The organism is Rhodococcus sp. Chr-9 (assembly GCF_000801125.1).
In the GTDB taxonomy this organism is placed as follows: Bacteria; Actinomycetota; Actinomycetes; order Mycobacteriales; family Mycobacteriaceae; genus Rhodococcus; species Rhodococcus pyridinivorans.
The window spans coordinates 596,083-616,263 of record NZ_JTIZ01000122.1 but is presented as its reverse complement, the minus strand read 5'-3'; the positions used below and the strand labels follow the sequence as shown (position 1 = coordinate 616,263).

Genomic DNA, 20,181 nt, shown 5'->3' with positions numbered 1-20,181 from the left:
GGAAGGTTAGGCTAGCCTGCCGAGTACATTCGGTACAGGCAATGTGAGGGGAGGTCGGTCGATGGCCACGACCGAAGTCGTCGGATTCGCCGAACGGATCCGGCTCGAGACCCAGCAGGCGCACAGTGACACCGAGAACTCGGTGTTCGTCTCGGAACTGCTCGGCGGCAAGCTGTCGACCGAGGCCCACGCCGCGCTCATCGCGCAGACCTGGTTCGTCTACGACAGCCTCGAGCGGATCGGCCGCAGCTACGCCGACGACCCGATCGCCGGTCCCTTCCTCAGCGACGAACTGCTCCGCACCGCCGCGCTCGAAGCCGACCTCGACTTCCTCGTCGGCTCCGACTGGCGCGACCGCATCACGCCGCTGCCCGCAACGGTCGCCTACGTCGACCGGCTCGTGCAGGTCGCGGCGGTGTCCCCGGAAGCCTTCCTCGCGCATCACTATCTGCGCTATCTCGGCGACCTGTCCGGCGGCCAGATCATCCGCCGCATGCTCGAACGCGCCTACGGCTACGAGCGCGACGGGTTGCGCTTCTACATCTTCGACGGGATCCCGAAGACCAAGCCGTTCAAGGACGCCTACCGCGCGAAGCTCGACGCCGCACCGCTCGACGGCGACCAGCAACAGACCGTCATCGACGAGGCGAACCTCGTGTACGGGCTCAACGGTGGCCTGTTCGCCGACCTCGCGCGCGATATCGACCGGTATCGGGTGCGTGCCTGACCGATGTTCCGTTCCCTCCTCCGCCTCCCGGTCGCGCTGATCGCAGTGCTGGGTGTCCTCCTCGTCGCCGCATGCAGCGCCCCCACCACCGACGGCACGACCGTCACCGACGTCGCGACCGGTCCGCGCACCGCCGTCGTCGATGCCGAACCCGAGCCGATCACCACCGAACCGGCACCCGCACTGCCGGCCACGGTGCGCGGCGTGGACGGGGTCGAGACCACGATCACCGACATCTCGCGGATCGTGGTGGCCGACCGCTCCGGCACCCTGGCGCAGACCGTGTACGCCCTCGGACTCGGCGACAAGCTCGTCGGCCGCTCCACCGCGTCCTTCCCCGCGATCCAGGACGTCCCCAACGTCACCCCCGGCGGGCACGGTCTCAACGCCGAGGCGATCCTCGCGTTGAACCCGACCGTCGTGCTCACCGACACCTCCATCGGTCCGCTGGCGGTGCAGGAACAGATCCGCGCGACCGGCGTGCCGGTGGTGTTCGTCGACCCTGAACGCTCCCTCGACACCGTCGCCGACGACATCGAGGCGGTCGCGGCCGCGCTCGGTGCGCCCGAGGCCGGCGCCGCGCTCGCGCAGCGGACGCTCGACGAGATCGCCGCGGCGAAGGACTCGATTCCCGCCGATCATCCCGAACCCACCGTCGCATTCCTCTATCTGCGCGGTTCGGCGATCAAGATGCTCGGCGGCCCCGGATCGGGGGCCGATGCGCTCGTCGCGGCCGCCGGTGGTCGCGACGCCGGCATCCTCGCCGGCCTGGACTCGCAGTTCGTGCCCATCACCAGTGAGGCGATGATCGCCTCGGCGCCCGACATCATCCTGGTGATGACGCACAGCCTCGACTCGGTGGGCGGGCCGGAGGGGCTCTCACAACTCCCGGGGGTCGCGCAGACCCCGGCCGGGAAGACGGGCACCATCGTGGACATGGACGATTCGACCCTCCTCAGCTTCGGTCCGCAGACCGGCAAGGTCCTGGCCGCTCTGGTGGAGGCGTTCTACCCGTCGGACCGGTCGTGATCACCGGATGTCCGTGAGCGGAGAAATCACCGAGGCCACCGGCCTTCCCGAGCGGGCACTGCGGAAGGCCGGACGGGGACGCACCACCGTCGTCCTCGTCGGTCTCGTCGTTGCCCTGCTCGCCCTGGCCGTCGCGTCGGCGTGCCTCGGACAGGTGCCCACGAGCCCGGCCGAGGTGGTCGGCAGTCTGCTGCACCGCATCGGGTTGGACCTCGGCCCGATGCCCGCGCATCCCGCCGGGGAAGTGACCTTGTGGGAGGTGCGCTTCCCGCGCGTGGTGCTCGCGATGCTCGTCGGTGCCGCCCTCGGCAGTTCCGGGGCGCTGTTGCAGGGCATCTTCGCCAATCCCCTCGCCGAACCCGGCGTGATCGGTGTGTCCTCCGGCGCCGCCGTCGGCGCGTCCGCGGTGATCGTGCTCGGCGGCGCATTCACCACCGGCTGGGCGCTGGCCGGCGCCGCACTCGTCTCCGGTCTGATCACCACCGTGCTGGTCTACGCGCTGTCCCGATCGAACGGACGCACGGAAGTCGTCACGGTGATCCTCACCGGCGTCGCCGTCAACGCCGTCGCCGGCGGGCTCATCGCGTTCTTCACCTTCGTCGCCAGTCCCGCCGCCCGCGACCAGATCGTGTTCTGGCAGCTCGGCAGTCTCGGCGGAGCCACCTGGGACATCGTCGCGGTGGTCGCGCCGCTGACCCTGGCCGGTGTGCTCGTCGCGGTCCTGCTCGCCCCGAAACTCGACCTGCTGGCGCTCGGCGAGAGCGTCGCCCGGCATCTGGGTGTGGACGTCGAACGCGTGCGGCAATTGTCGATCCTGGCGGTCGCCGTGCTGGTCAGCGGCGCCACCGCCTTCACCGGCATCATCATGTTCGTCGGCCTGGTCGTTCCGCACCTGATGCGCCTGGCTCTCGGCCCCGCCCACCGGGTGCTTGTCGTGGCGAGTGTGCTCGCCGGCGCGGTCGTCCTGCTCGCCGCCGACCTGGGGGCGCGCACGCTGGTCGAGAACGCCGACCTGCCGCTCGGCATGATCACCGCCCTCATCGGTGGCCCGGTCTTCTTCCTGATGCTGCGCCGCACCCGCGCGAAGCAAGGTGGATGGGCATGAGGCTGCTTCCCCGCTCCCTCGGAACCCCGGACGCGGCCGTCCCGGCCCGCTCGGCACCGGGCACCGCGACGATGCGCGCGGTGGCTGTGCGACTGCGGCGCGGAGAGCGGGAGATCCTGCACGGCGTCGACTTCGAAGTGCGCACCGGTGAGGTCGTCGCGCTCGTCGGCCCCAACGGGGCGGGCAAGTCCACCCTGCTCGCGGCGTTGTCCGGCGACCATCCGATCAGCGGCGGCACCGTCGAGGTCGAGGGCCGTGCCCTCGAGCGGTGGTCGTCGATCGCCCTGGCGCGCCGCCGCGCCGTGCTACCGCAGCAGCACACCGTCGGTTTCCCGTTCACCGCCCGGCAGGTCGTACGGATGGGACGGGCCGCGTGGGCGCGCACCCCCAGACAGGACGACGACGACCGCATCGTCGCCGAGGCGTTCGGGACCTGCGACGTCGCCCATCTGGCCGACCGGCCGTTCCCCGCGCTGTCCGGCGGTGAACGCGCCCGGGTGGCGCTCGCACGGGTGCTGGCCCAGGACACCGAGACACTGCTGCTCGACGAACCCACCGCGGCACTGGACCTCGGCCACCAGGAGGCGGTCATGCAGGTCGTGCGGGCCCGCGCCGACGACGGGCACGCCGTGGTCGTCGTGCTGCACGATCTCGGGCTGGCCGCCGCCTACGCCGACCGCGTCTGCGTGCTCGAACAGGGACGCATCGTCGCCGACGGCGCACCCGGCGACGTCCTCACCGAAGAGCTCCTCGGCCGCGTCTACCAGTACCCCGTGGCGATCGGCCGCCACCCCGAGACCGGCACCCCGCTCGTGTTGCCGCGACGTCCGAACCGCGACCGGTCCGCCTCGGCGCAGACCTGAGCAGCAGATCACATCCGGCCCGTCGGACGACCCACTGATTTCTTCCCCGCGACCGGCATCAGGAACACTGAAGGTCGGCGCGCCGGGCGCCGGAGCACGTCCGGCAGGTGCGAATCGAATCCGAGGACGAGGAGCAACGATGGGCAGAGCGGGGATCCGAGCGGTCACGATGGTGGGCGCGATCGCGATGGTCGTGCTGGCCGGCTGCTCGTCGGAGAGCACCCCGGACGTGCTGCAGACCATCGAACCCGCCACTCCTGCGGCCGCCCCCGAGGTCGGCCCGTCCCCTGCCGGCGACGTCCGTCCGCTCGACCTGCAGGTCGATGCGCTGGTCGTCGAACCGTCCACGGGTACCTTCGCCGCGCTCGTCGACGACGGAGCACGGGTCGCGTTGTTCGACGACACGGCGTTCGACGGTCCCGGGACGGAACCGCGCCTGGTGGGCCTGCCGTCGTCCGCCGCCACCGTCGTGACCGGCCCCGAGGGCAGTGTGCTCACCCCCGTGTCCGGGGCCGTGCTGCGCATCGACGTCGCCGACGGCACCATCACCGAGGTCCCGGTAGACGGCAATGCCACGTCGGCGGCCGTGCTGTCCGACGGCCGCTGGGCCGTGGGCACCGACAACGGCCGCGTGCTCGTCGTCGACCCCGAATCCGGCGAGGTGTCCACCACCGTCGGTGGCCTCGCCTCCGTCGACGCCCTCGCCGTCACCGGTGACGCCGTCGCGGCGCTCGACCGCCGGCAGACCTCCCTCACCGAGCTCGACCTCGCCGACGCCCATCTCGGGCCCGCGCTGCGTGCCGGCGAAGGTGCGACGCAGCTGACCACCGACCCCTTCGGACGCGTCGTGATCACCGACACCACCGGCGACGAACTGCTCGTCTACACCCTCGACGCGATCGTCCTGCGGCAGCGTTATCCCGTCGGGCCCGCCCCGTACGCTGTGACCTACGACGAGACGCGGGACCTGATCTGGGTGACTCTGACCGGCAGCAACGAGGTCGTGGGCTACGATCTTTCGACCGGGATCCCGCGAGAACGCCACCGCTTCGCAACGGTGCGGCAACCGAATTCGATCGCCGTCGATCCGGCCGATGCGGCACTGGTGATCGCGTCGGCAACCGGTGACGGACTGCAACGGATCCCGATCGAAGGACAGTGATGGCGAACGAGCGACTCGGCCGGTTGACCCGGATGCCTGTCGGTTGGGACACCAGCAACGACGAATACGAATACGTGCCGCTCAAGCTGCCCCGGGACGTGTCCCGGGTGAGCGCGTCGATGCGTCTGGCGATCTCCGCCGAATTCCACGGCTGGGAACTCACCCGGGTGCGCCTGTATCCGGACGGGAGCCGGCGGGTGCTGCTGCGCCGCCGCAAGACCGCCCATCACGTCCCCGAACCCACCGTTGTTTGATAACAGATCCCGGACCGTCGTGGACCGGGCTTGCAGGGAGTAGTTCGTGTACCGCTATCTTCTTCGGCTCATGTTCCTGTTGCCGCCGGAACGAGCCCACCACCTCGCCTTCCTCGCGATGCGCTGGTCGACTCGCTTCGGGCCGCTGCGCGCCCTGGTGGCGAAGGTGCTCGTCACCGACGACCCCATCCTCCGCAACACCGTCTTCGGCGTGCAGTTCCCCACGCCGGTGGGCCTGGCGGCCGGTTTCGACAAGGACGCGACCGGTGTCGACGTGTGGGGTCCGCTCGGATTCGGGTTCGCCGAGATCGGCACCGTCACCGCCCAGGCACAGCCGGGCAATCCGCAGCCGCGACTGTTCCGCCTCCCCGAGGACCGGGCGATCGTGAACCGGATGGGATTCAACAACCACGGTGCCGGGGAGGCCGCCAATCGGCTCCGGCAACGCCGCCGCACCGTCCCCATCGGCGCGAACATCGGCAAGACGAAGGTCGTGCCGGCCGAGCAGGCCGCCGAGGACTACACCGAGAGCGCACGACTCCTCGGCCCGCTCGCCGACTTCGTGGTCGTCAACGTCTCCTCCCCCAACACCCCGGGCCTGCGGGATCTGCAGGCCGTCGAGTCGCTGCGCCCGATCCTCGCCGCGGTGCTGGACACCGTGACCGTGCCGGTGCTCGTGAAGATCGCCCCCGACCTGTCCGACGAGGACGTCGACGCGGTGGCCGACCTGGCACTCGAACTCGGGCTCGCCGGCATCGTCGCCACCAACACCACCATCCGCCGCGACGGGTTGAACACCCCGCAGAGCCGCATCGAGGAGATCGGCGCGGGCGGCCTGTCGGGCGCCCCGGTCGCCGAGCGCTCCCTCGAGGTGCTGCGCCGACTGCGCGTGCGGGTCGGCGATCGACTCACCCTGATCTCGGTGGGCGGCATCGAAACCCCGGAGCAGGCGTTCGAGCGCATCCTCGCCGGCGCGTCGCTGGTCCAGGGCTACACCGGCTTCATCTACGGCGGTCCGTTCTGGGCGCGGCGCATCAACCGCGGCATCGCCCGCAAGCTGCGCGCGCACGGCTACCGCTCCATCGCCGACGCGGTGGGCGCCACCGCACGGGTCTGANGGGGCCCGGGTCGCATTCGACCCGGGCCCCGTCCGTCACGACCTGTCAGCGCACCTCGTAGGTGCCGGTCAGCAGACCGCGGGCGATGGCGTGCCCGAAGACGTTGAAGCCGAGGAAGGCCGGGCTCGACTCGGGCGTGACACCCTCGAGCGCCTCGACGTCGAGTGCGTGCACCGCGACGATGTAGCGATGGTGGCCGTGGCCGGCCGGCGGAGCGGCACCGATGAACCCGTGGGCTCCGCCGTCGTGGCGCAGCGTGACGGCCTGCTCCGGAAGAGCGTCCGAGTCGGCGCTACCCGCACCCGCCGGCAGCTCCGTGACCGAGGTGGGGATGTTCGCGACGGCCCAGTGCCAGAAACCCGACGCCGTGGGGGCGTCCGGATCGAACACCGTGACGACGAAGCTCTTCGTCTCGGCGGGGAAACCCGACCAGGACAGCTGCGGGGAGACGTCGCCGCCCCCGGGGATTCCGAACGCACCGCTGGCCTGCGGGAGTTTCCATTCCTCGCCCTCGGCGAAGTCCGCGCTGGTCACCTCGAAGGTGGGCAGCTCGGGCAGGAACTTGTACGGGTCGTAATCGAAAGCCATTCCGGTCCTTTCGTGACGGTTTCATGTGTTCTAGGCGTGCATGAGGAAGTGTTCCATGACCCGGGTGCCGAAGCGCAGTGCCTCGACGGGGACACGCTCGTCGACACCGTGGAACAGCGCGGCGAAGTCCAGATCGGGCGGCAACTTCAGCGGCGCGAAACCGAAGCAGCGGATGCCGAGCTTGGCGAACGCCTTGGCGTCGGTACCGGCCGAGAGCATGTACGGCACCGTCCGGCCGATCGGGTCGTGCGCGAGGATCGCGGCGTTCATCGCGTCGACGAGCTCGCCGTCGAAGGTGGTCTCGTACGGCTCGAGGCCGGTGATCCACTCTCTGGTGACATTGGGCCCGATCAGCTCGTCGACAGTGCGTTCGAACTCGGCGAGCCGGCCCGGCAGGATACGGCAGTCGACGACGGCGTGCGCGGTGCGCGGGATGACATTGGCCTTGTACCCGGCGTCGAGCATCGTGGGGTTCGCGGTGTCGCGCAGGGTCGCGCCCACGATGCGGGCGATCGACCCGAGCTTGGCGAGCGCCCCCTCGAGATCGGGCGAGGCCGGGTCGAAGTCCAGCCCGGTCTCCTCGCTCACGGCGGAGAGGAACTCGGCCACGGAATCGTTGACGACCAGAGGGAAGGTGTGGGATCCGAGCCGGGCCACCGCGCGGGAGAGGACGGTGACGGCGTTGTCCTCGTGCAGGAAGGAGCCGTGCCCGGCGACACCCGTGGCGGTCAGGCGCATCCAGCGCATGCCCTTCTCGGCCGTCTCGACCATGTACAGGCGACGTTCGGTGCCGTCGGGACGCGGCACGGTCAGGGAGAACCCGCCGACCTCCCCCACGGCCTCGGTCACGCCCTCGAACAGCTCGGGCCGGTGCTCGACCAGCCACTGCGAACCGAACTTGCCTCCGGCCTCCTCGTCGGCGACGAACGCGAACACCAGATCGCGCGGGGGCACGATGTTCTCGACCTTGAAGTAGCGGGCGACGGCGATCATCATGCCGACCATGTCCTTCATGTCGACCGCGCCGCGTCCCCACACGTAACCGTTCTCGACGGCCCCGGAGAACGGGTGCACGCTCCAGTCCGCGGCCTCGGCCGGCACAACGTCGAGGTGGCCGTGGAGCATGAGGGCACCGCGGCTCGGGTCGGAGCCGGGCAGCCGCGCGAAGACGTTGCCGCGGCCCGGCGCTCCGGATTCGACGTAGGTCGTCTCGTAGCCGACCTCCTCGAGCACGGAGGCGACCCACTCGGCGCATTCGCGTTCGCCGCGGGTAGTGGTGGGTTCGCCGGTGTTCGAGGTGTCGAACCGGATGAGGCGGGAGACGAGGTCGACGACCTCCTCCTCCGCCCGGGACGGCTGGTGGGCGCTCGTGTCAATGGCCATGGCCGTATGTCTACCACCGCCCGTCCGCCATCTCGACAGTTCGGATCACCGCAGGTGGAGGTGGCGATTTGGGACCGTGGGCGTGGTGGGTTACTCTTTCACAGCGCCCACGACGAGTGGGCGCGAGCACCAGGTCCGAGTGGCGGAATGGCAGACGCGCTAGCTTGAGGTGCTAGTGTCCTATTAACGGACGTGGGGGTTCAAGTCCCCCCTCGGACACTCCGAAACCCGAAGGCCCCGAACCGATATCGGTTCGGGGCCTTCGGTCCGTCCGGGGTCCGCTCAGTCCCGGCGGCCCTTGCGGAAGTACCGGATCGGGCCGAAGAAGTTCACCGCGATGGTCAGCGCCCAGCGCAGCTTGCTGCCGTTGATCTTGTCGGCCGGTCGCCTCGCCAGATCGGCCCAGGCCGCGACGGCGAGCGACAACTGCACCACCGCGAGCAGGACCACCAGCACCTGCTGGGGGCGGCTCAGTTCGGCGAACTTCTTCTTGGACAAGGGGGAGCTCGGGCTCATCGTTCCTCCGGTACCTGCACGGGAATTCGGACACGATCATCCTGCCCGATACGATCGGGCATACAGCAGCACACGGAAAAAGGCAGATGAACCCCCACAGCGACACCACCGCCGAACCCGCCACCGACGGCTTCACCCGCATCGACCCCGACGATCTGGCCACCTGTCTGCGGGTGCTCGACCAGGCAGCGGGTCTCGACGCCGAACATCCCGACGCGATCGCCGTGCAGCGGGCCGTGGGGCACATGTTCAAGAAGTTCAAGCGGCTGCGCCGCAACGAGGCCCGCAAGCAGCGCGTCGACGCCGACCGTCAGGTGCTGTCCGCGACCGCCACCGCCTCCCCCACCCGCATCGACGACGAGACCGCCGGACTCCCGCTGGCGTCGTCGACTCGCGGTGCAAGCGCGGGAACGCTGCTGCGTCCGCGGCACTGCTACATCTGCAAGGACAAGTACACCCGCGTCGACGCCTTCTATCACCAGTTGTGCCCGACGTGCGCCGAGGAGAACCACGCAAAACGCGACGCGCGCACCGATCTGCGGGGCCGTCGCGCCCTGCTCACCGGCGGTCGCGCCAAGATCGGCATGTACATCGCATTGCGGTTGCTGCGCGACGGCGCGCACACCACCGTCACCACGCGGTTCCCCAACGACGCGATCCGCCGCTTCACCGCGATGGAGGACAGCGGCGACTGGCTGCACCGGCTGCGCATCGTCGGCATCGACCTGCGTGATCCCGCCCAGGTGGTCGCCCTCGCCGACGATGTGGCCGCGCAGGGTCCGCTGGACATCCTCATCAACAACGCCGCGCAGACGGTGCGCCGCTCCCCCGGTGCCTACTCGGCGCTGGCCGAGGCGGAGGCCGATCCGCTGCCCGCCGGTCCGCGCCCCGAGGTCCTGACCTTCGGCAAGCCCTCGGACGCCCATCCGGCTGCTCTGGCCGGGTCGCTGCCGGCCGAGTTGTCGGCGCACTCGTTGACCTCGCTGGCACTGGTGGCCGGATCGGCGACACCCGAGCGGGTCGCGGCCGGCGTCGCCGTCGACGCCGGTGGCCTGCTGCCGGATCTCGTGCACACCAACAGCTGGGTCCAGACCGTCGGCGAGGTCGAGCCGCTGGAACTGCTCGAGGTGCAGCTGTGCAACTCGGTGGCGCCGTTCATCCTCGTCAACCGTCTGCGTCCGGCGCTCGCCGCGTCCCCGGCCCGCCGCAAGTACGTCGTGAACGTCTCCGCGATGGAAGGGCAGTTCGGGGGTCGCCGCTACAAGGGCGCCGGGCATCCGCACACCAACATGGCCAAGGCCGCGCTGAACATGCTCACCCGCACCAGCGCCGAGGAGATGCTCACCGACGGCATCCTCATGACCGCCGTCGACACCGGGTGGATCACCGACGAACGGCCGCACCACACCAAGATGCGGCTGGCCGAGGAGGGATTCCACGCCCCGCTCGATCTCGTCGACGGTGCCGCCCGTGTCTACGACCCGATCGTCCAGGGCGAGGCCGGCACGGACCTGTACGGATGCTTCCTCAAGGACTTCCGCCCGGCACCCTGGTGATCCGGACCCGGTGATTTGGGGAGACCGGTTCCACACCGTGGATCGTGGCCCACTCTCCGGGCCGCGGCGATAATGGATAACGTCCCCGCAGGCTCGCACGAGGAGAGTCATGACTGTCGCTGTCGTTCACGCCGATACCCCCGAAGGCCGGATCGCTCTGCAGGCCGCGGTGCGGGAGGCCGCCGACCGGCAGCAGTCGCTGGTGGTGCTCCACCCGCTTGACGAACCCGACGAGGTGGAAGGCGTGCGGGCACAGGTGAGCGAGGTGGCCGGTACCGACGGCTGGGAGTTGCTCTCGGCCGTCCACGACGGCGATCCGGTCGGCACGACCGTCGAACTGCTTGCGCGCAGCGGCGCCGAACGCGTGGTCATCGGCAGCCGCGGGCGCACCGCGACCGGCAAGTTCCTCGTCGAGCGGGCGGTGCAGCGGCTGATCACCGAGTCGTCGGTGCCGGTGCTCGTCATCAAGGCCGGCTGAGGCGCCGCCCGCCCTCCGGCAACCGCGTTCGTTCCGAGGCCGTTCGTTCTACCCTGGGCACATGGCGTTCCGGGTGGTCGCCGACCTCACGGCCTTCGTGCATCTGCTCTTCGTGCTCTACGTCGCGTTCGGTGGTTTCCTCGCGTGGCGGTGGCCCCGCACGATCGTCGCGCACGTCGTCGCGGTGGTGTGGGGAGCGGCCTCGGTGGCCGTGGGGTTCGACTGCCCGCTGACCGCGGTGGAGAACTGGGCACGCCGCGAGGCCGGCCAGGAAGGTCTGCCGCCGAGCGGATTCATCGATCACTACCTCACCGGGGTGATCTACCCGGAGTCCGCGCTCGGCGCGGTCCGCGCCCTCGCCGCGCTCGCCGTACTCATCTCGTGGGTGGTGCTGTGGCGCCGGATCCGTGTGACGAAGGTCGCCCCCGAGACTTACTCCTGAGTAGGGTGAGGGGCATGACTGTCTCCCGGGATCTCGACATCGTTATCTACGGCGCCACCGGCTTCGTCGGGCGCCTCACCGCCGCCTATCTCGCCGAGAACCTCCCCGACGGCGTCGCCGTCGGACTCGCAGGACGTTCACGCACCAAACTCGAGAAGCTCGCCGCCGACCTCGGAACCGACTGGCGGCTGATCGAGGCGAACGCCGACGATCCCGCCTCGCTGACCGCGCTCGCCGAGTCCACCCGCGTGGTGATCACGACCGTCGGTCCCTACGCCACGTACGGGCTGCCGCTCGTGCAGGCGTGCGCCGAGGCCGGCACCGACTACGTCGACCTCACCGGCGAGGTGCTCTTCCACCGCGAGAGCATCGACCGCTTCGACGACGTGGCCCGGCGCACCGGCGCCCGCATAGTCCACTCGTGCGGTTTCGACTCCGTCCCGTCCGACCTCGGCGTCCATGCGCTCTACCGCGCCGCGGAGGCCGACGGCAACCTGCCGCTCACCGACACGACCTTCGTGCTCGGCTCCTTCCGCGGCGGGGTGAGCGGCGGAACCATCGATTCGCTCCGGCAACAGCTCGACGCGGTCCGCAAGGATGCCGCCGCACGGAAGATCGCCGCGCGCCCGTACTCGCTGTCCCCCGATCGGGCTCGGGAACCCGATCTCGGTCGCCAGAACGACTTCGCGTTCGTCGACGGCAAATCCGTGGCGCCGGAGATTTCGGGGCGGCTCGCACCGTTCGTGATGGCCTCCTACAACACCCGCATCGTGCGACGCAGCAACGCGTTGCGCGACTGGGCCTACGGACGCCGGTTCCGCTACCGGGAGGTGATGAGTGTCGGCTCCTCACCGCTCTCCCCCGTCCTCGCCGGGCTCGTCGGACTCGGCACGGGAGCCCTCGCCGCCGGCCTGTCGTTCCCGCCCACGCGGTTCGTCCTCGACAAGCTCCTGCCCGCGCCCGGTGAGGGACCGTCGGAGGAGACCCGCGAGAACGGTTACTTCACGGTGGATCTGTACGCTTCGACCGAATCGGGAGCTCGCTACACCGCGCGGTTCTCCGCGCAGGGCGACCCAGGTTACAAGGCCACGGCCGTGATGCTCGGCGAGTCCGCCCTCTCGCTCGCCCTCGGCGGCGCGGCCCTGCACGCCGGTGGCGGTGTCCTCACCCCCGCGGTGGCCTTCGGGGACGTGCTGACCGAACGGCTCCGCACGGCCGGTTTCGAGATCTCCGCGCGCCGCCTCGGCTGACCTCGCCTCCGGCGCGCCCGATCGGCGCGCCGGGCCCGCCGAGTGTGGCTCCGTCGCTTCGACGGGCTATGCTCGACCGGACCGAACGATCCGCGCGCGGAACGAGACCTGAGGACGTGACCATGGCTGCGACGAGTACCGAGATGGCTCCGGCCGCTCGTCTCGCGCTCATGCCGTTCTGGCCGACCCGTCGCGGCGCCTGCTTCGATTGTCTGTGTTGCACCCGGGAGTGTTGCTGAGCGCTTCGCCGCTCGTCCAACTTTTCGGGTTCTTCCAGCTTTCGGAGCCAACGCATGTTCAATCTGCTCATCTTCACGCTCGTCGGTGTCGGCGCACAGCTCGTCGACGGCGCACTCGGCATGGCCTTCGGTGTCACCGCGACCACCCTGCTGCTGTTCAGCGGTGTCGGTCCGGCGCACGCGAGCGCCGCCGTGCACCTCGCCGAGGTCGGAACCACCCTCGTCTCCGGTGCCTCGCACTGGCGGTTCCGCAACATCGACTGGAAGGTCGTGCTGCGACTCGGTGTTCCCGGTGCCATCGGCGCCTTCCTCGGCGCGACCGTGCTGTCGGGACTGTCCACCGAGGCCGCCGAACCGGTGACCGCCGGAATCCTGCTGGCCATCGGCGTATACGTCGCGTTGCGCTTCTCGGTACGACCCCCTGCGGTCGCCCACGCCCGCACCTCCCCGCACACCGCGAAATTCCTGTCGCCTCTGGGCTTCTTCGGCGGCTTCATCGACGCGAGCGGCGGTGGCGGCTGGGGACCGATCACCACCAGCACCCTGCTCTCCCGCGGTAAGACGGCACCGCGCACCGTGATCGGTTCGGTGAGCGCGTCGGAGTTCCTCGTCGCGGTCGCGGCGAGCGTCGGCTTCCTGTTCGGGCTCGGCCACGACTCCCTCGGCAATCTCGTGATCGTCGCCGGTCTCGCGCTCGGCGGTGCCCTCGCGGCGCCGGTCGCGGCCTGGCTGGTCAGCCGCGTCCCTGCGACGCTGCTCGGTACCGGCGTCGGCGGTGTCATCGTGCTGACCAACGCGCACAAGCTCGCCAAGACTGTCGACCTCTCCGGCGCGGCGCTGGCGGTGCTCTACCTCGCCATCGTCGCTGCGTGGCTCACGCTGCTGATCGTGTCCTGGAAGCGTTCGCGCCTCACCCCCGCGGAGAAGAGCGGTTCGCTCGAACCGCTGGCGCAGCCGACACCGGCGGCACTGCTCGAAGGTACCGACGCGACGCCTCTCCCCGGGGCCCGTCCGGAGCCTCGGGAGGTGCCCGGACACAACGAAACTCGCCTGAATTCCACCACGTCACCACGGACTCCCGACGGGGCCTGATATCGCGGTTATGCCCGCGTGCGGTGGTGCTTCCCGATCCCGCCATCGAAGCGGCCGGCGGATTCGCGCACAGCATGCCGATCGACATGGCCCGGCACCGCCTTCACCGCGGCCGGCGTCGAACTCCCCCAGGCCTGCGTGTCGATCACCGTCGGCGGCCGCGATGCCGCGATGGTCCTCGATCCGGCAGTGCCGTGGCGGTCGCCAAGCAGCTTCTCGGGCTGTAACGCACGGTGTCGCAGCCCTCGACCGCCCGGGCGGAACCAAGATCACGTACAACTCGTGCGGACGCTACGATGCGCCGTGGGAATCTGCCCCGATACGCCGTCGCATCCGCGACCCTCGCCGGCGCCCTGCTCCTCGGAGCGTGCTCCTCCGGCGACGACGCCACCTCCGACACCACCTTCGACGCCGACACCGTCAGCGAACCGACCGGCCTCGGCAGCGACATCCTCGCCCGCTTCGACTCGTGCGATGATGTCGCGCCCGCCGTCGCCCCCTACATCGAGCGGCACTGAGCCTGCGCTCCTCGAGCGGCGTGGAGGAGTACAGCGTCTACTGCGCATGGGAGACCCCGGACAGCGTCACCAACCTCGACGAGATCCGGTCGGTGGAGATCGTCCTGCCACCGGGATCCGGCAACGTCCCGTCGGCGAGCGACCTCGAAACCGGCGGTCTCGAACTACTCCCCGACGCACGACGCGTAGATCGCCACCGGGACGACGAGAATCCCTGCCGCCGAAGCGCACACGGCGACCATGGCGAACACTGCGAAGGTGTAGAGACCGACCACCCATGGCGGGTCCGCAGCACGCTCGACCGCCGGTGCGGCCGCAACGCGACGATGTAGGTGAGCTGTCCCCCAACCATGAGACTCCCAGTGCCACAAGCGTGCCCACGACCAGCCGGTCGCGCGGTGCGGACGTGACGAGAACGAGTCCGAGCGCGAGCAGCGGCATGAGGAACCACTGCGAAACGTCGGTGAACGCCGAATCGGGCGCGAGAACCCGAAAACGAGATGAGCCGCCGCGACGATCGCGAACGCACCGAGAACGGTGACGGCGATCGTGCGGCGGCTCACGGGATCAGGAGTCCTCGTCGGACGTTCCGGGGTCGTGCACCCCGTCGAAGGCGTCGAGCAGGCGTTGCGCGGCGAGTGCGGCGGTCAGCGAACCGTCGCGCACCCCGGCCTCGACGTCCTTGCGGATCGCCCGCACGCGCGGGGAGGTCTCGAGACGACGCAACAGCTGGTCGTGCACCATCGTCCACGTCCAGTCCACCTGCTGACGGCGCCGGTTCTCGTCGAACATGCCCGCCTCGGTGAGCACTTTCTTGTGCTCGAGCACGGTGTCCCAGAAGGTGTCCAGACCGTTGCCGGTCATGCCGCTCATGGTGATCACCGGCGGCTTCCAGATCGCGTCGTGCGGATGCACCATGCGCATCGCGCCGGCGAGTTCGCGGGCGGCGACCCGCGCGTCGCGTTCGAACTCCCCGTCGGCCTTGTTGACGGCAACGAGGTCGGCGAGTTCGAGCACGCCCTTCTTGATGCCCTGCAGCTGGTCGCCGGTGCGGGCCAAGGTCAGGAAGCAGAAGGTGTCGACCATGTTCGCGACGGTCACCTCGGACTGTCCGACACCGACGGTCTCGACGAGGATCACGTCGAAACCGGCAGCCTCGAGCAGCACCATCGTCTCGCGGGTGGCCTTCGCGACCCCGCCGAGCGTGCCGGCCGAGGGCGACGGGCGGATGTAGGCGTCCCGCTGCACCGCGAGCCGCGCCATCCGTGTCTTGTCGCCGAGGATCGAACCACCCGTGCGGGTCGACGACGGGTCGACGGCCAGCACCGCGACCCGATGCCCCTGCTCGAGCAGATGCATGCCGAGCGCGTCGATGAAGGTCGACTTGCCGACACCGGGCACACCGGTGATACCGACACGAATCGCGTTGCCCGCGTTGGGAAGCAGGCGCAGCAGCAACTGCTGCGCCCGCTCCCGATGGTCGTCGCGGGTCGACTCGACCAACGTGATGGCCCGCGCGAGGCCGGCCCGCTCGTTGGCGAGCACGGCCTCGGCGAGGGCGTCGACGTCGATCTGCCGTCGGCGGGTCTGCGCGGCGCCGACCGAGGAGTCGCTCATGCCGACGTCAGCCTCCGAGGTGGTGGCCGAGCTGCGCGGCGAGCTTGGTCAGCAGACCGGTCGCCGCATCCGCGATCACGGTGCCGGGCGGGAAGATCGCCGCCGCACCCGCCGCGTAGAGCTCGTCGAAGTCGCCCGGCGGGATGACACCACCGACGACGATCATGATGTCCTCGCGGCCCACCTCGGCCAGCGCCTGCTTGAGGGCAGGGACCAGCGTCAGGTGACCCGCGGCCAACGACGACACGCCGACGACGTGCACGTCGTTGTCGGCCGCCTGCTGGGCGACCTCTTCGGGGGTCTGGAACAGCGGTCCCACGTCGACGTCGAATCCGAGGTCGGCGAAAGCCGTGGCGATCACCTTCTGGCCTCGGTCGTGACCGTCCTGGCCCATCTTCGCGACGAGGATGCGGGGGCGACGACCCTCCTCCTCGGCGAACTTCTCGACCAGTTCGGTTGCGGCGGTGATGTTGGTGGCCTTGCCGGCCTCGTCGCGGTACACGCCGCTGATCGTACGGATCTCGGCCTGGTGGCGGCCGTAGACCTTCTCCAGGGCGTCCGAGATCTCACCGACGGTGGCCTTCGCGCGGGCCGCGTCGATGGCCAGCGCGAGCAGGTTGTTGTCGAGACCCTGGCTCTGCGCACCGGCGGCGCGGGTGAGCGCGTCGAGGGCGGCGCGGGTGGCCTCCTCGTCCCGGTCGGCGCGCAGTTGCTCGAGCTTGGCCAGCTGCTCGGCCCGCACACGCGAGTTCTCGACCTTGAGGACCTCGATCTCGTGGTCCTCGGTCACCTGGTACTTGTTGACGCCGATGACGGGCTGACGACCGGAGTCGATGCGCGCCTGGGTGCGGGCGGCCGCCTCCTCGATGCGCAGCTTCGGGATGCCCTCCGAGATCGCCTGCGCCATACCGCCGGCGGCCTCGACCTCGGCGATGTGGGCGCGGGCCTTGTCGGCCAGCTCGTGGGTGAGCCACTCGACGTAGTGCGAGCCGCCCCACGGGTCGATGGGCCGCGTGGTGCCCGACTCCTGCTGCAGCAGCAGCTGGGTGTTGCGGGCGATGCGCGCCGAGAAGTCGGTGGGCAGTGCCAGCGCCTCGTCGAGCGCGTTGGTGTGCAGCGACTGGGTGTGGCCCTGGGTCGCGGCCATCGCCTCGACGCACGTGCGGGCGACGTTGTTGAAGACGTCCTGTGCGGTGAGCGACCAGCCGGAGGTCTGCGAGTGGGTGCGCAGCGATTTCGACTTCGGGTTCTTCGCCCCGAACTTCTCGACGAGCTCGCTCCACAGCAGGCGACCTGCGCGCAGCTTCGCGACCTCCATGAAGAAGTTCATGCCGATCGCCCAGAAGAACGACAGGCGCGGCGCGAACTTGTCGACGTCCATGCCGGCGTCGAGTCCGGCGCGGATGTACTCCATGCCGTCCGCGAGGGTGTACGCGAGCTCGAGGTCGGCCGTCGCGCCGGCTTCCTGGATGTGGTAGCCGGAGATCGAGATCGAGTTGAAGCGCGGCATCTTCGCCGAGGTGTACGCGAAGATGTCGGAGATGATCCGCATCGACGGCTTCGGCGGGTAGATGTAGGTGTTGCGGACCATGAACTCCTTCAGAATGTCGTTCTGGATGGTTCCGGCCAGCTGCTCGGGCTTGACGCCCTGCTCCTCCGCCGCCACGACGTACAGCGCCAGGATCGGCAGCACCGCGCCGTTCATGGTCATCGACACCGACACCTGCGACAGATCGATGCCGTCGAACAACTGACGCATGTCGAGGATCGAGTCGATCGCGACACCGGCCATACCGACGTCACCCTGTACACGCGGGTGATCGGAGTCGTAGCCGCGGTGCGTGGCCAGGTCGAAGGCCACCGACAGGCCCTTCTGACCGGCGGCGAGGTTGCGCCGGTAGAAGGCGTTGGACTCGGCGGCGGTGGAGAAGCCGGCGTACTGCCGGATGGTCCACGGCTGGTTCACGTACATCGTCGGGTACGGCCCGCGCACGAACGGGGCCAGACCCGGGTAGCTGCCGAGCGGGTAGCCCTCGGCGACGACGGCGTCGCGGTCGGCCTTGGTGTAGACCGGCTTGACGTCGATGCCCTCGGGCGTCGACCACACGACGTCTTCGGTGCTGTAGTTGTTCGCCTCGGCGACGGACTCGACGAGCGCGGCGGCCTGCTCCGCGGTGGGAGCGGTGGGCGCCGGCGCGGCCGGGTCCGTCAACGGGACGTCGGCGAAGCTGCCGATTTCGTGTTCGATGCTCACTTACGCTCCCAGAGTGTTCAGCAGGTCGGTGAGGGCGGCGACGGCGTCGATGCGCGCGGTGAGGAAGCCGTCCGGACGATCGTCCCCCTGCGCGTCCTTCACGGCCTTCTCGGGTCCGGCCAGCAGCACCGTCGTGATCCCCGCCGCACGCAGCGCAGAGGTGGCCGTACCGGCCTGCTCGCCGTAGCGGGTGTCGGTGCCGCACAGCACGGCGACGGACGTTCCGGTGTCGCCCACCAGGGACGACAGGTCGGCGTCGAGATCGAGCGGTCCGGGATTGACCGCTTCGATGCCACCGGCGGCGAGCAGGTTCGTCGCGAAGGTCGCCCGTACGTTGTGTTCGGCGATCGGCCCGAGCGGGGCGAGCAGCACCCGCGGGCGGGCACCGTGCGAGGCCAGGTAGGCATCCGAGCGGTCGCGCAGCGCCTCGAACGGTGCGGCGTACCGCGCGGCGGACGCGCCGGCCTCGGCGACACCGACCGGCAGCGGCTTCTCGGCCAGGTTCGGGAACTCGTTGACCCCGGTCACCGAGAACGTGCGGTGCGCGATGTCGGACTCGCGGCGGGCACGCGTCTGCGCGACACGCTCGGCGATCAGCCCTGCCTCGAGAGCGGCGCGGTAGCCACCGGCCGCCTCGATCTCCTGGAAGAAGCCCCATGCCTTCTCTGCGATCTGCGCGGTCAGTTCCTCGACGTACCAGGAACCGGCGGCGGGATCGAGAACGCGCCCGAGGTTGGACTCCTCGAGCAGCAGCAGCTGGGTGTTGCGGGCGATCCGGGCGGAGAACGCCTCGGACACCTCGAGCACACCGGCCGGCAGTGCGGAGTCGAACGGCAGGACCGTGACGGCGTCGGCGCCACCGACACCCGCGCCGAACGCAGCGAGGGTCGTGCGCAGCATGTTCACCCACGGATCGCGCTGGGCCATCATCGCCGCGGAGGTCACGGCGTGCTGCGGAGCGTTGCCGGCCTCGGGGGCACCGGCGACCTGGGCGACGCGCGCCCACACCTGACGACCCGCGCGGAACTTGGCGATGGTCTGGAACTGGTCGTCGGTCGCGGCGAGACGGAATTCGAGCTGACCGAGCGCGGCCGCAACGGGAACCCCGGCGTCGACGAGTGCTCGCACATAATCGAGGCCGGCGGCGATCGCGGCACCGAGTTCTTCGGCGTCGGACGAACCGGCGTTGTGGAAGGCGGTGCCGTCCACGGTGAGGGCACGCACCGCTTCGGTGCGGTCGGCGGCGGCCCGTGCCAGCTCGACGGCCTCGTCGAGAGATACGTCGGGACGCTCGGAGAACGCGCTCGTGAGCGGCGCTGCACCGAGGAAGATGCGCACGGCGGCGCGGTCCTCGATATCGGTGCGGTTGTCGAGCACGGAGTACACGGCGGTGGTCGCTGCGACCGCGTCGGCACCGGCGTCGAGACGGACCGGCGCGAGGTCGAGGAGCACACCGTTGAGCGCGGTGTCGAGCGCGTCCACGGGGACCGCGCCGGCGCCGAGACCGAGCCACACCGAGCTGACGCCGTTGTTCAGCGCGTCGAGGATGCGCTCGTTGACCGAGGCCGCGTCGGTGCCGGTGAACCGGACGTCGACGAGCCAGCCGGTGTTGACGTCGCGCGTGGACGAGCCGCCGCGGACGAACGGGAACTCACCGGGCAGCGGCGCTTCGTCGCGCTCGTCGCGGACGCCGTACAGCGGCGCGACGGTGACGTCGTCGTAGGTCGTGGTCTCGAGCAGACGCTGCGGCTCGGGTCCGAGTTCGGCCGGGTCGACACGTCGGGACTTGGCCAGCACCCCCGCCACCGCGTCCTGCCACTGCGCATATGCGCGCGCGGCATCCTCGGCTTCTGCAGCTAATGACACGGGCGATTCCTCCTACTGCGGGTTTGCAGGCTTTGTACGGACGGCGTTGTCGGCCGGAGGTGGGCAACCTCGAAATGGGTAGGTTGCCTTCGGTGTGATGCTATCCCCGCACATCGCGCGATCG

The 20,181-nt window shown here is 70.0% G+C and carries 20 protein-coding genes and 1 tRNA gene; 15 read left to right on the top strand and 6 right to left on the bottom strand.

What is annotated here, in order from left to right; translation table 11 throughout:
* Positions 1-61 precede the first annotated feature (61 nt).
* From QR64_RS22015 to QR64_RS21985, 7 genes are all read left to right on the top strand, one after another.
* Positions 62-727, top strand: coding sequence for a heme oxygenase (biliverdin-producing) (locus QR64_RS22015; RefSeq protein ID WP_039587184.1), 666 nt, complete (start codon positions 62-64; stop codon positions 725-727).
* A 3-nt stretch (positions 728-730) separates the two neighbouring features.
* Complete coding sequence (locus QR64_RS22010; RefSeq protein ID WP_039587182.1) at positions 731-1,756, top strand: hemin ABC transporter substrate-binding protein; 1,026 nt, start codon at positions 731-733, stop codon at positions 1,754-1,756.
* A 7-nt stretch (positions 1,757-1,763) separates the two neighbouring features.
* A complete protein-coding gene (locus tag QR64_RS22005) occupies positions 1,764-2,861 on the top strand; it encodes a FecCD family ABC transporter permease (protein WP_039587181.1) in 1,098 nt (365 codons plus the stop codon).
* Positions 2,852-3,724 (top strand): heme ABC transporter ATP-binding protein, encoded by an 873-nt coding sequence (locus tag QR64_RS22000; protein WP_033096648.1) that lies wholly within the window; start codon positions 2,852-2,854, stop codon positions 3,722-3,724. Before QR64_RS22005 ends, QR64_RS22000 begins: the two co-directional genes overlap by 10 nt.
* Before the next feature lie 139 nt (positions 3,725-3,863).
* A complete protein-coding gene (locus QR64_RS21995) occupies positions 3,864-4,886 on the top strand; it encodes a lipoprotein (RefSeq protein WP_039587180.1) in 1,023 nt (340 codons plus the stop codon).
* The gene (locus QR64_RS21990) at positions 4,886-5,140 is read left to right on the top strand and encodes a DUF5703 family protein (RefSeq protein ID WP_039587178.1); all 255 of its coding nucleotides are present in this window, start codon (positions 4,886-4,888) and stop codon (positions 5,138-5,140) included. Before QR64_RS21995 ends, QR64_RS21990 begins: the two co-directional genes overlap by 1 nt.
* A 46-nt stretch (positions 5,141-5,186) precedes the next feature.
* Complete coding sequence (locus QR64_RS21985) at positions 5,187-6,257, top strand: quinone-dependent dihydroorotate dehydrogenase (RefSeq protein WP_006551955.1); 1,071 nt, start codon at positions 5,187-5,189, stop codon at positions 6,255-6,257.
* A 46-nt stretch (positions 6,258-6,303) separates the two neighbouring features.
* On the opposite strand, the gene QR64_RS21980 is transcribed toward QR64_RS21985, so the two are convergent.
* Positions 6,304-6,846: a YbhB/YbcL family Raf kinase inhibitor-like protein gene (locus QR64_RS21980; protein WP_006551954.1), complete on the bottom strand. Its 543-nt coding sequence runs from the start codon at positions 6,844-6,846 to the stop codon at positions 6,304-6,306.
* A 30-nt stretch (positions 6,847-6,876) separates the two neighbouring features.
* Positions 6,877-8,229 carry a M20/M25/M40 family metallo-hydrolase gene (locus tag QR64_RS21975; protein WP_006551951.1) on the bottom strand — a complete coding sequence of 451 codons (1,353 nt, stop codon included), beginning with the start codon at positions 8,227-8,229 and terminating at the stop codon, positions 6,877-6,879.
* A gap of 133 nt (positions 8,230-8,362) precedes the next feature.
* Between QR64_RS21975 and QR64_RS21970 the strand changes: the two genes are divergently transcribed.
* Positions 8,363-8,448: transfer RNA gene (locus tag QR64_RS21970), tRNA-Leu, on the top strand.
* Positions 8,449-8,511: 63 nt separating this feature from the next.
* On the opposite strand, the gene QR64_RS21965 is transcribed toward QR64_RS21970, so the two are convergent.
* Positions 8,512-8,745, bottom strand: coding sequence for a PLDc N-terminal domain-containing protein (locus QR64_RS21965; RefSeq protein ID WP_033096644.1), 234 nt, complete (start codon positions 8,743-8,745; stop codon positions 8,512-8,514).
* 86 nt (positions 8,746-8,831) lie between these two features.
* Here QR64_RS21965 and QR64_RS21960 point away from each other — a divergent pair, with 86 nt between their 5' ends.
* The 7 genes from QR64_RS21960 to QR64_RS28365 all read left to right on the top strand — a co-directional run bounded on the left by QR64_RS21960 (position 8,832) and on the right by QR64_RS28365 (position 14,652).
* The gene (locus tag QR64_RS21960) at positions 8,832-10,301 is read left to right on the top strand and encodes an SDR family oxidoreductase (RefSeq protein ID WP_006551546.1); all 1,470 of its coding nucleotides are present in this window, start codon (positions 8,832-8,834) and stop codon (positions 10,299-10,301) included.
* Between the two features lie 109 nt (positions 10,302-10,410).
* Positions 10,411-10,779 carry a universal stress protein gene (locus QR64_RS21955; RefSeq protein ID WP_006551545.1) on the top strand — a complete coding sequence of 123 codons (369 nt, stop codon included), beginning with the start codon at positions 10,411-10,413 and terminating at the stop codon, positions 10,777-10,779.
* Between the two features lie 61 nt (positions 10,780-10,840).
* Entirely contained in the window at positions 10,841-11,221 is a 381-nt protein-coding gene (locus QR64_RS21950; RefSeq protein ID WP_006551544.1) for a DUF2784 domain-containing protein, read from the top strand.
* 14 nt (positions 11,222-11,235) lie between these two features.
* Positions 11,236-12,471 (top strand): saccharopine dehydrogenase family protein, encoded by a 1,236-nt coding sequence (locus QR64_RS21945; RefSeq protein ID WP_033096643.1) that lies wholly within the window; start codon positions 11,236-11,238, stop codon positions 12,469-12,471.
* 293 nt (positions 12,472-12,764) lie between these two features.
* A complete protein-coding gene (locus QR64_RS21940) occupies positions 12,765-13,802 on the top strand; it encodes a sulfite exporter TauE/SafE family protein (protein ID WP_006551542.1) in 1,038 nt (345 codons plus the stop codon).
* 296 nt (positions 13,803-14,098) lie between these two features.
* Positions 14,099-14,320, top strand: coding sequence for a hypothetical protein (locus QR64_RS28370; protein WP_006551541.1), 222 nt, complete (start codon positions 14,099-14,101; stop codon positions 14,318-14,320).
* 20 nt (positions 14,321-14,340) lie between these two features.
* Positions 14,341-14,652, top strand: a complete 312-nt coding sequence (locus QR64_RS28365) for a hypothetical protein (protein ID WP_235367267.1) — start codon at positions 14,341-14,343, stop codon at positions 14,650-14,652.
* Positions 14,653-14,887: 235 nt separating this feature from the next.
* Here the strand turns inward: QR64_RS28365 and meaB are convergent, their stop codons facing one another.
* From meaB to QR64_RS21920, 3 genes are read right to left on the bottom strand one after another with little or no spacing between them, the layout of a single operon-like run.
* Positions 14,888-15,937, bottom strand: coding sequence for a methylmalonyl Co-A mutase-associated GTPase MeaB (gene meaB / locus QR64_RS21930; protein WP_019289316.1), 1,050 nt, complete (start codon positions 15,935-15,937; stop codon positions 14,888-14,890).
* Positions 15,938-15,944: 7 nt separating this feature from the next.
* Entirely contained in the window at positions 15,945-18,191 is a 2,247-nt protein-coding gene (gene scpA, locus QR64_RS21925) for a methylmalonyl-CoA mutase (protein WP_006551538.1), read from the bottom strand.
* Positions 18,192-20,057, bottom strand: a complete 1,866-nt coding sequence (locus QR64_RS21920) for a methylmalonyl-CoA mutase family protein (RefSeq protein ID WP_033096641.1) — start codon at positions 20,055-20,057, stop codon at positions 18,192-18,194.
* Between the last annotated feature and the right edge of the window lie 124 nt (positions 20,058-20,181).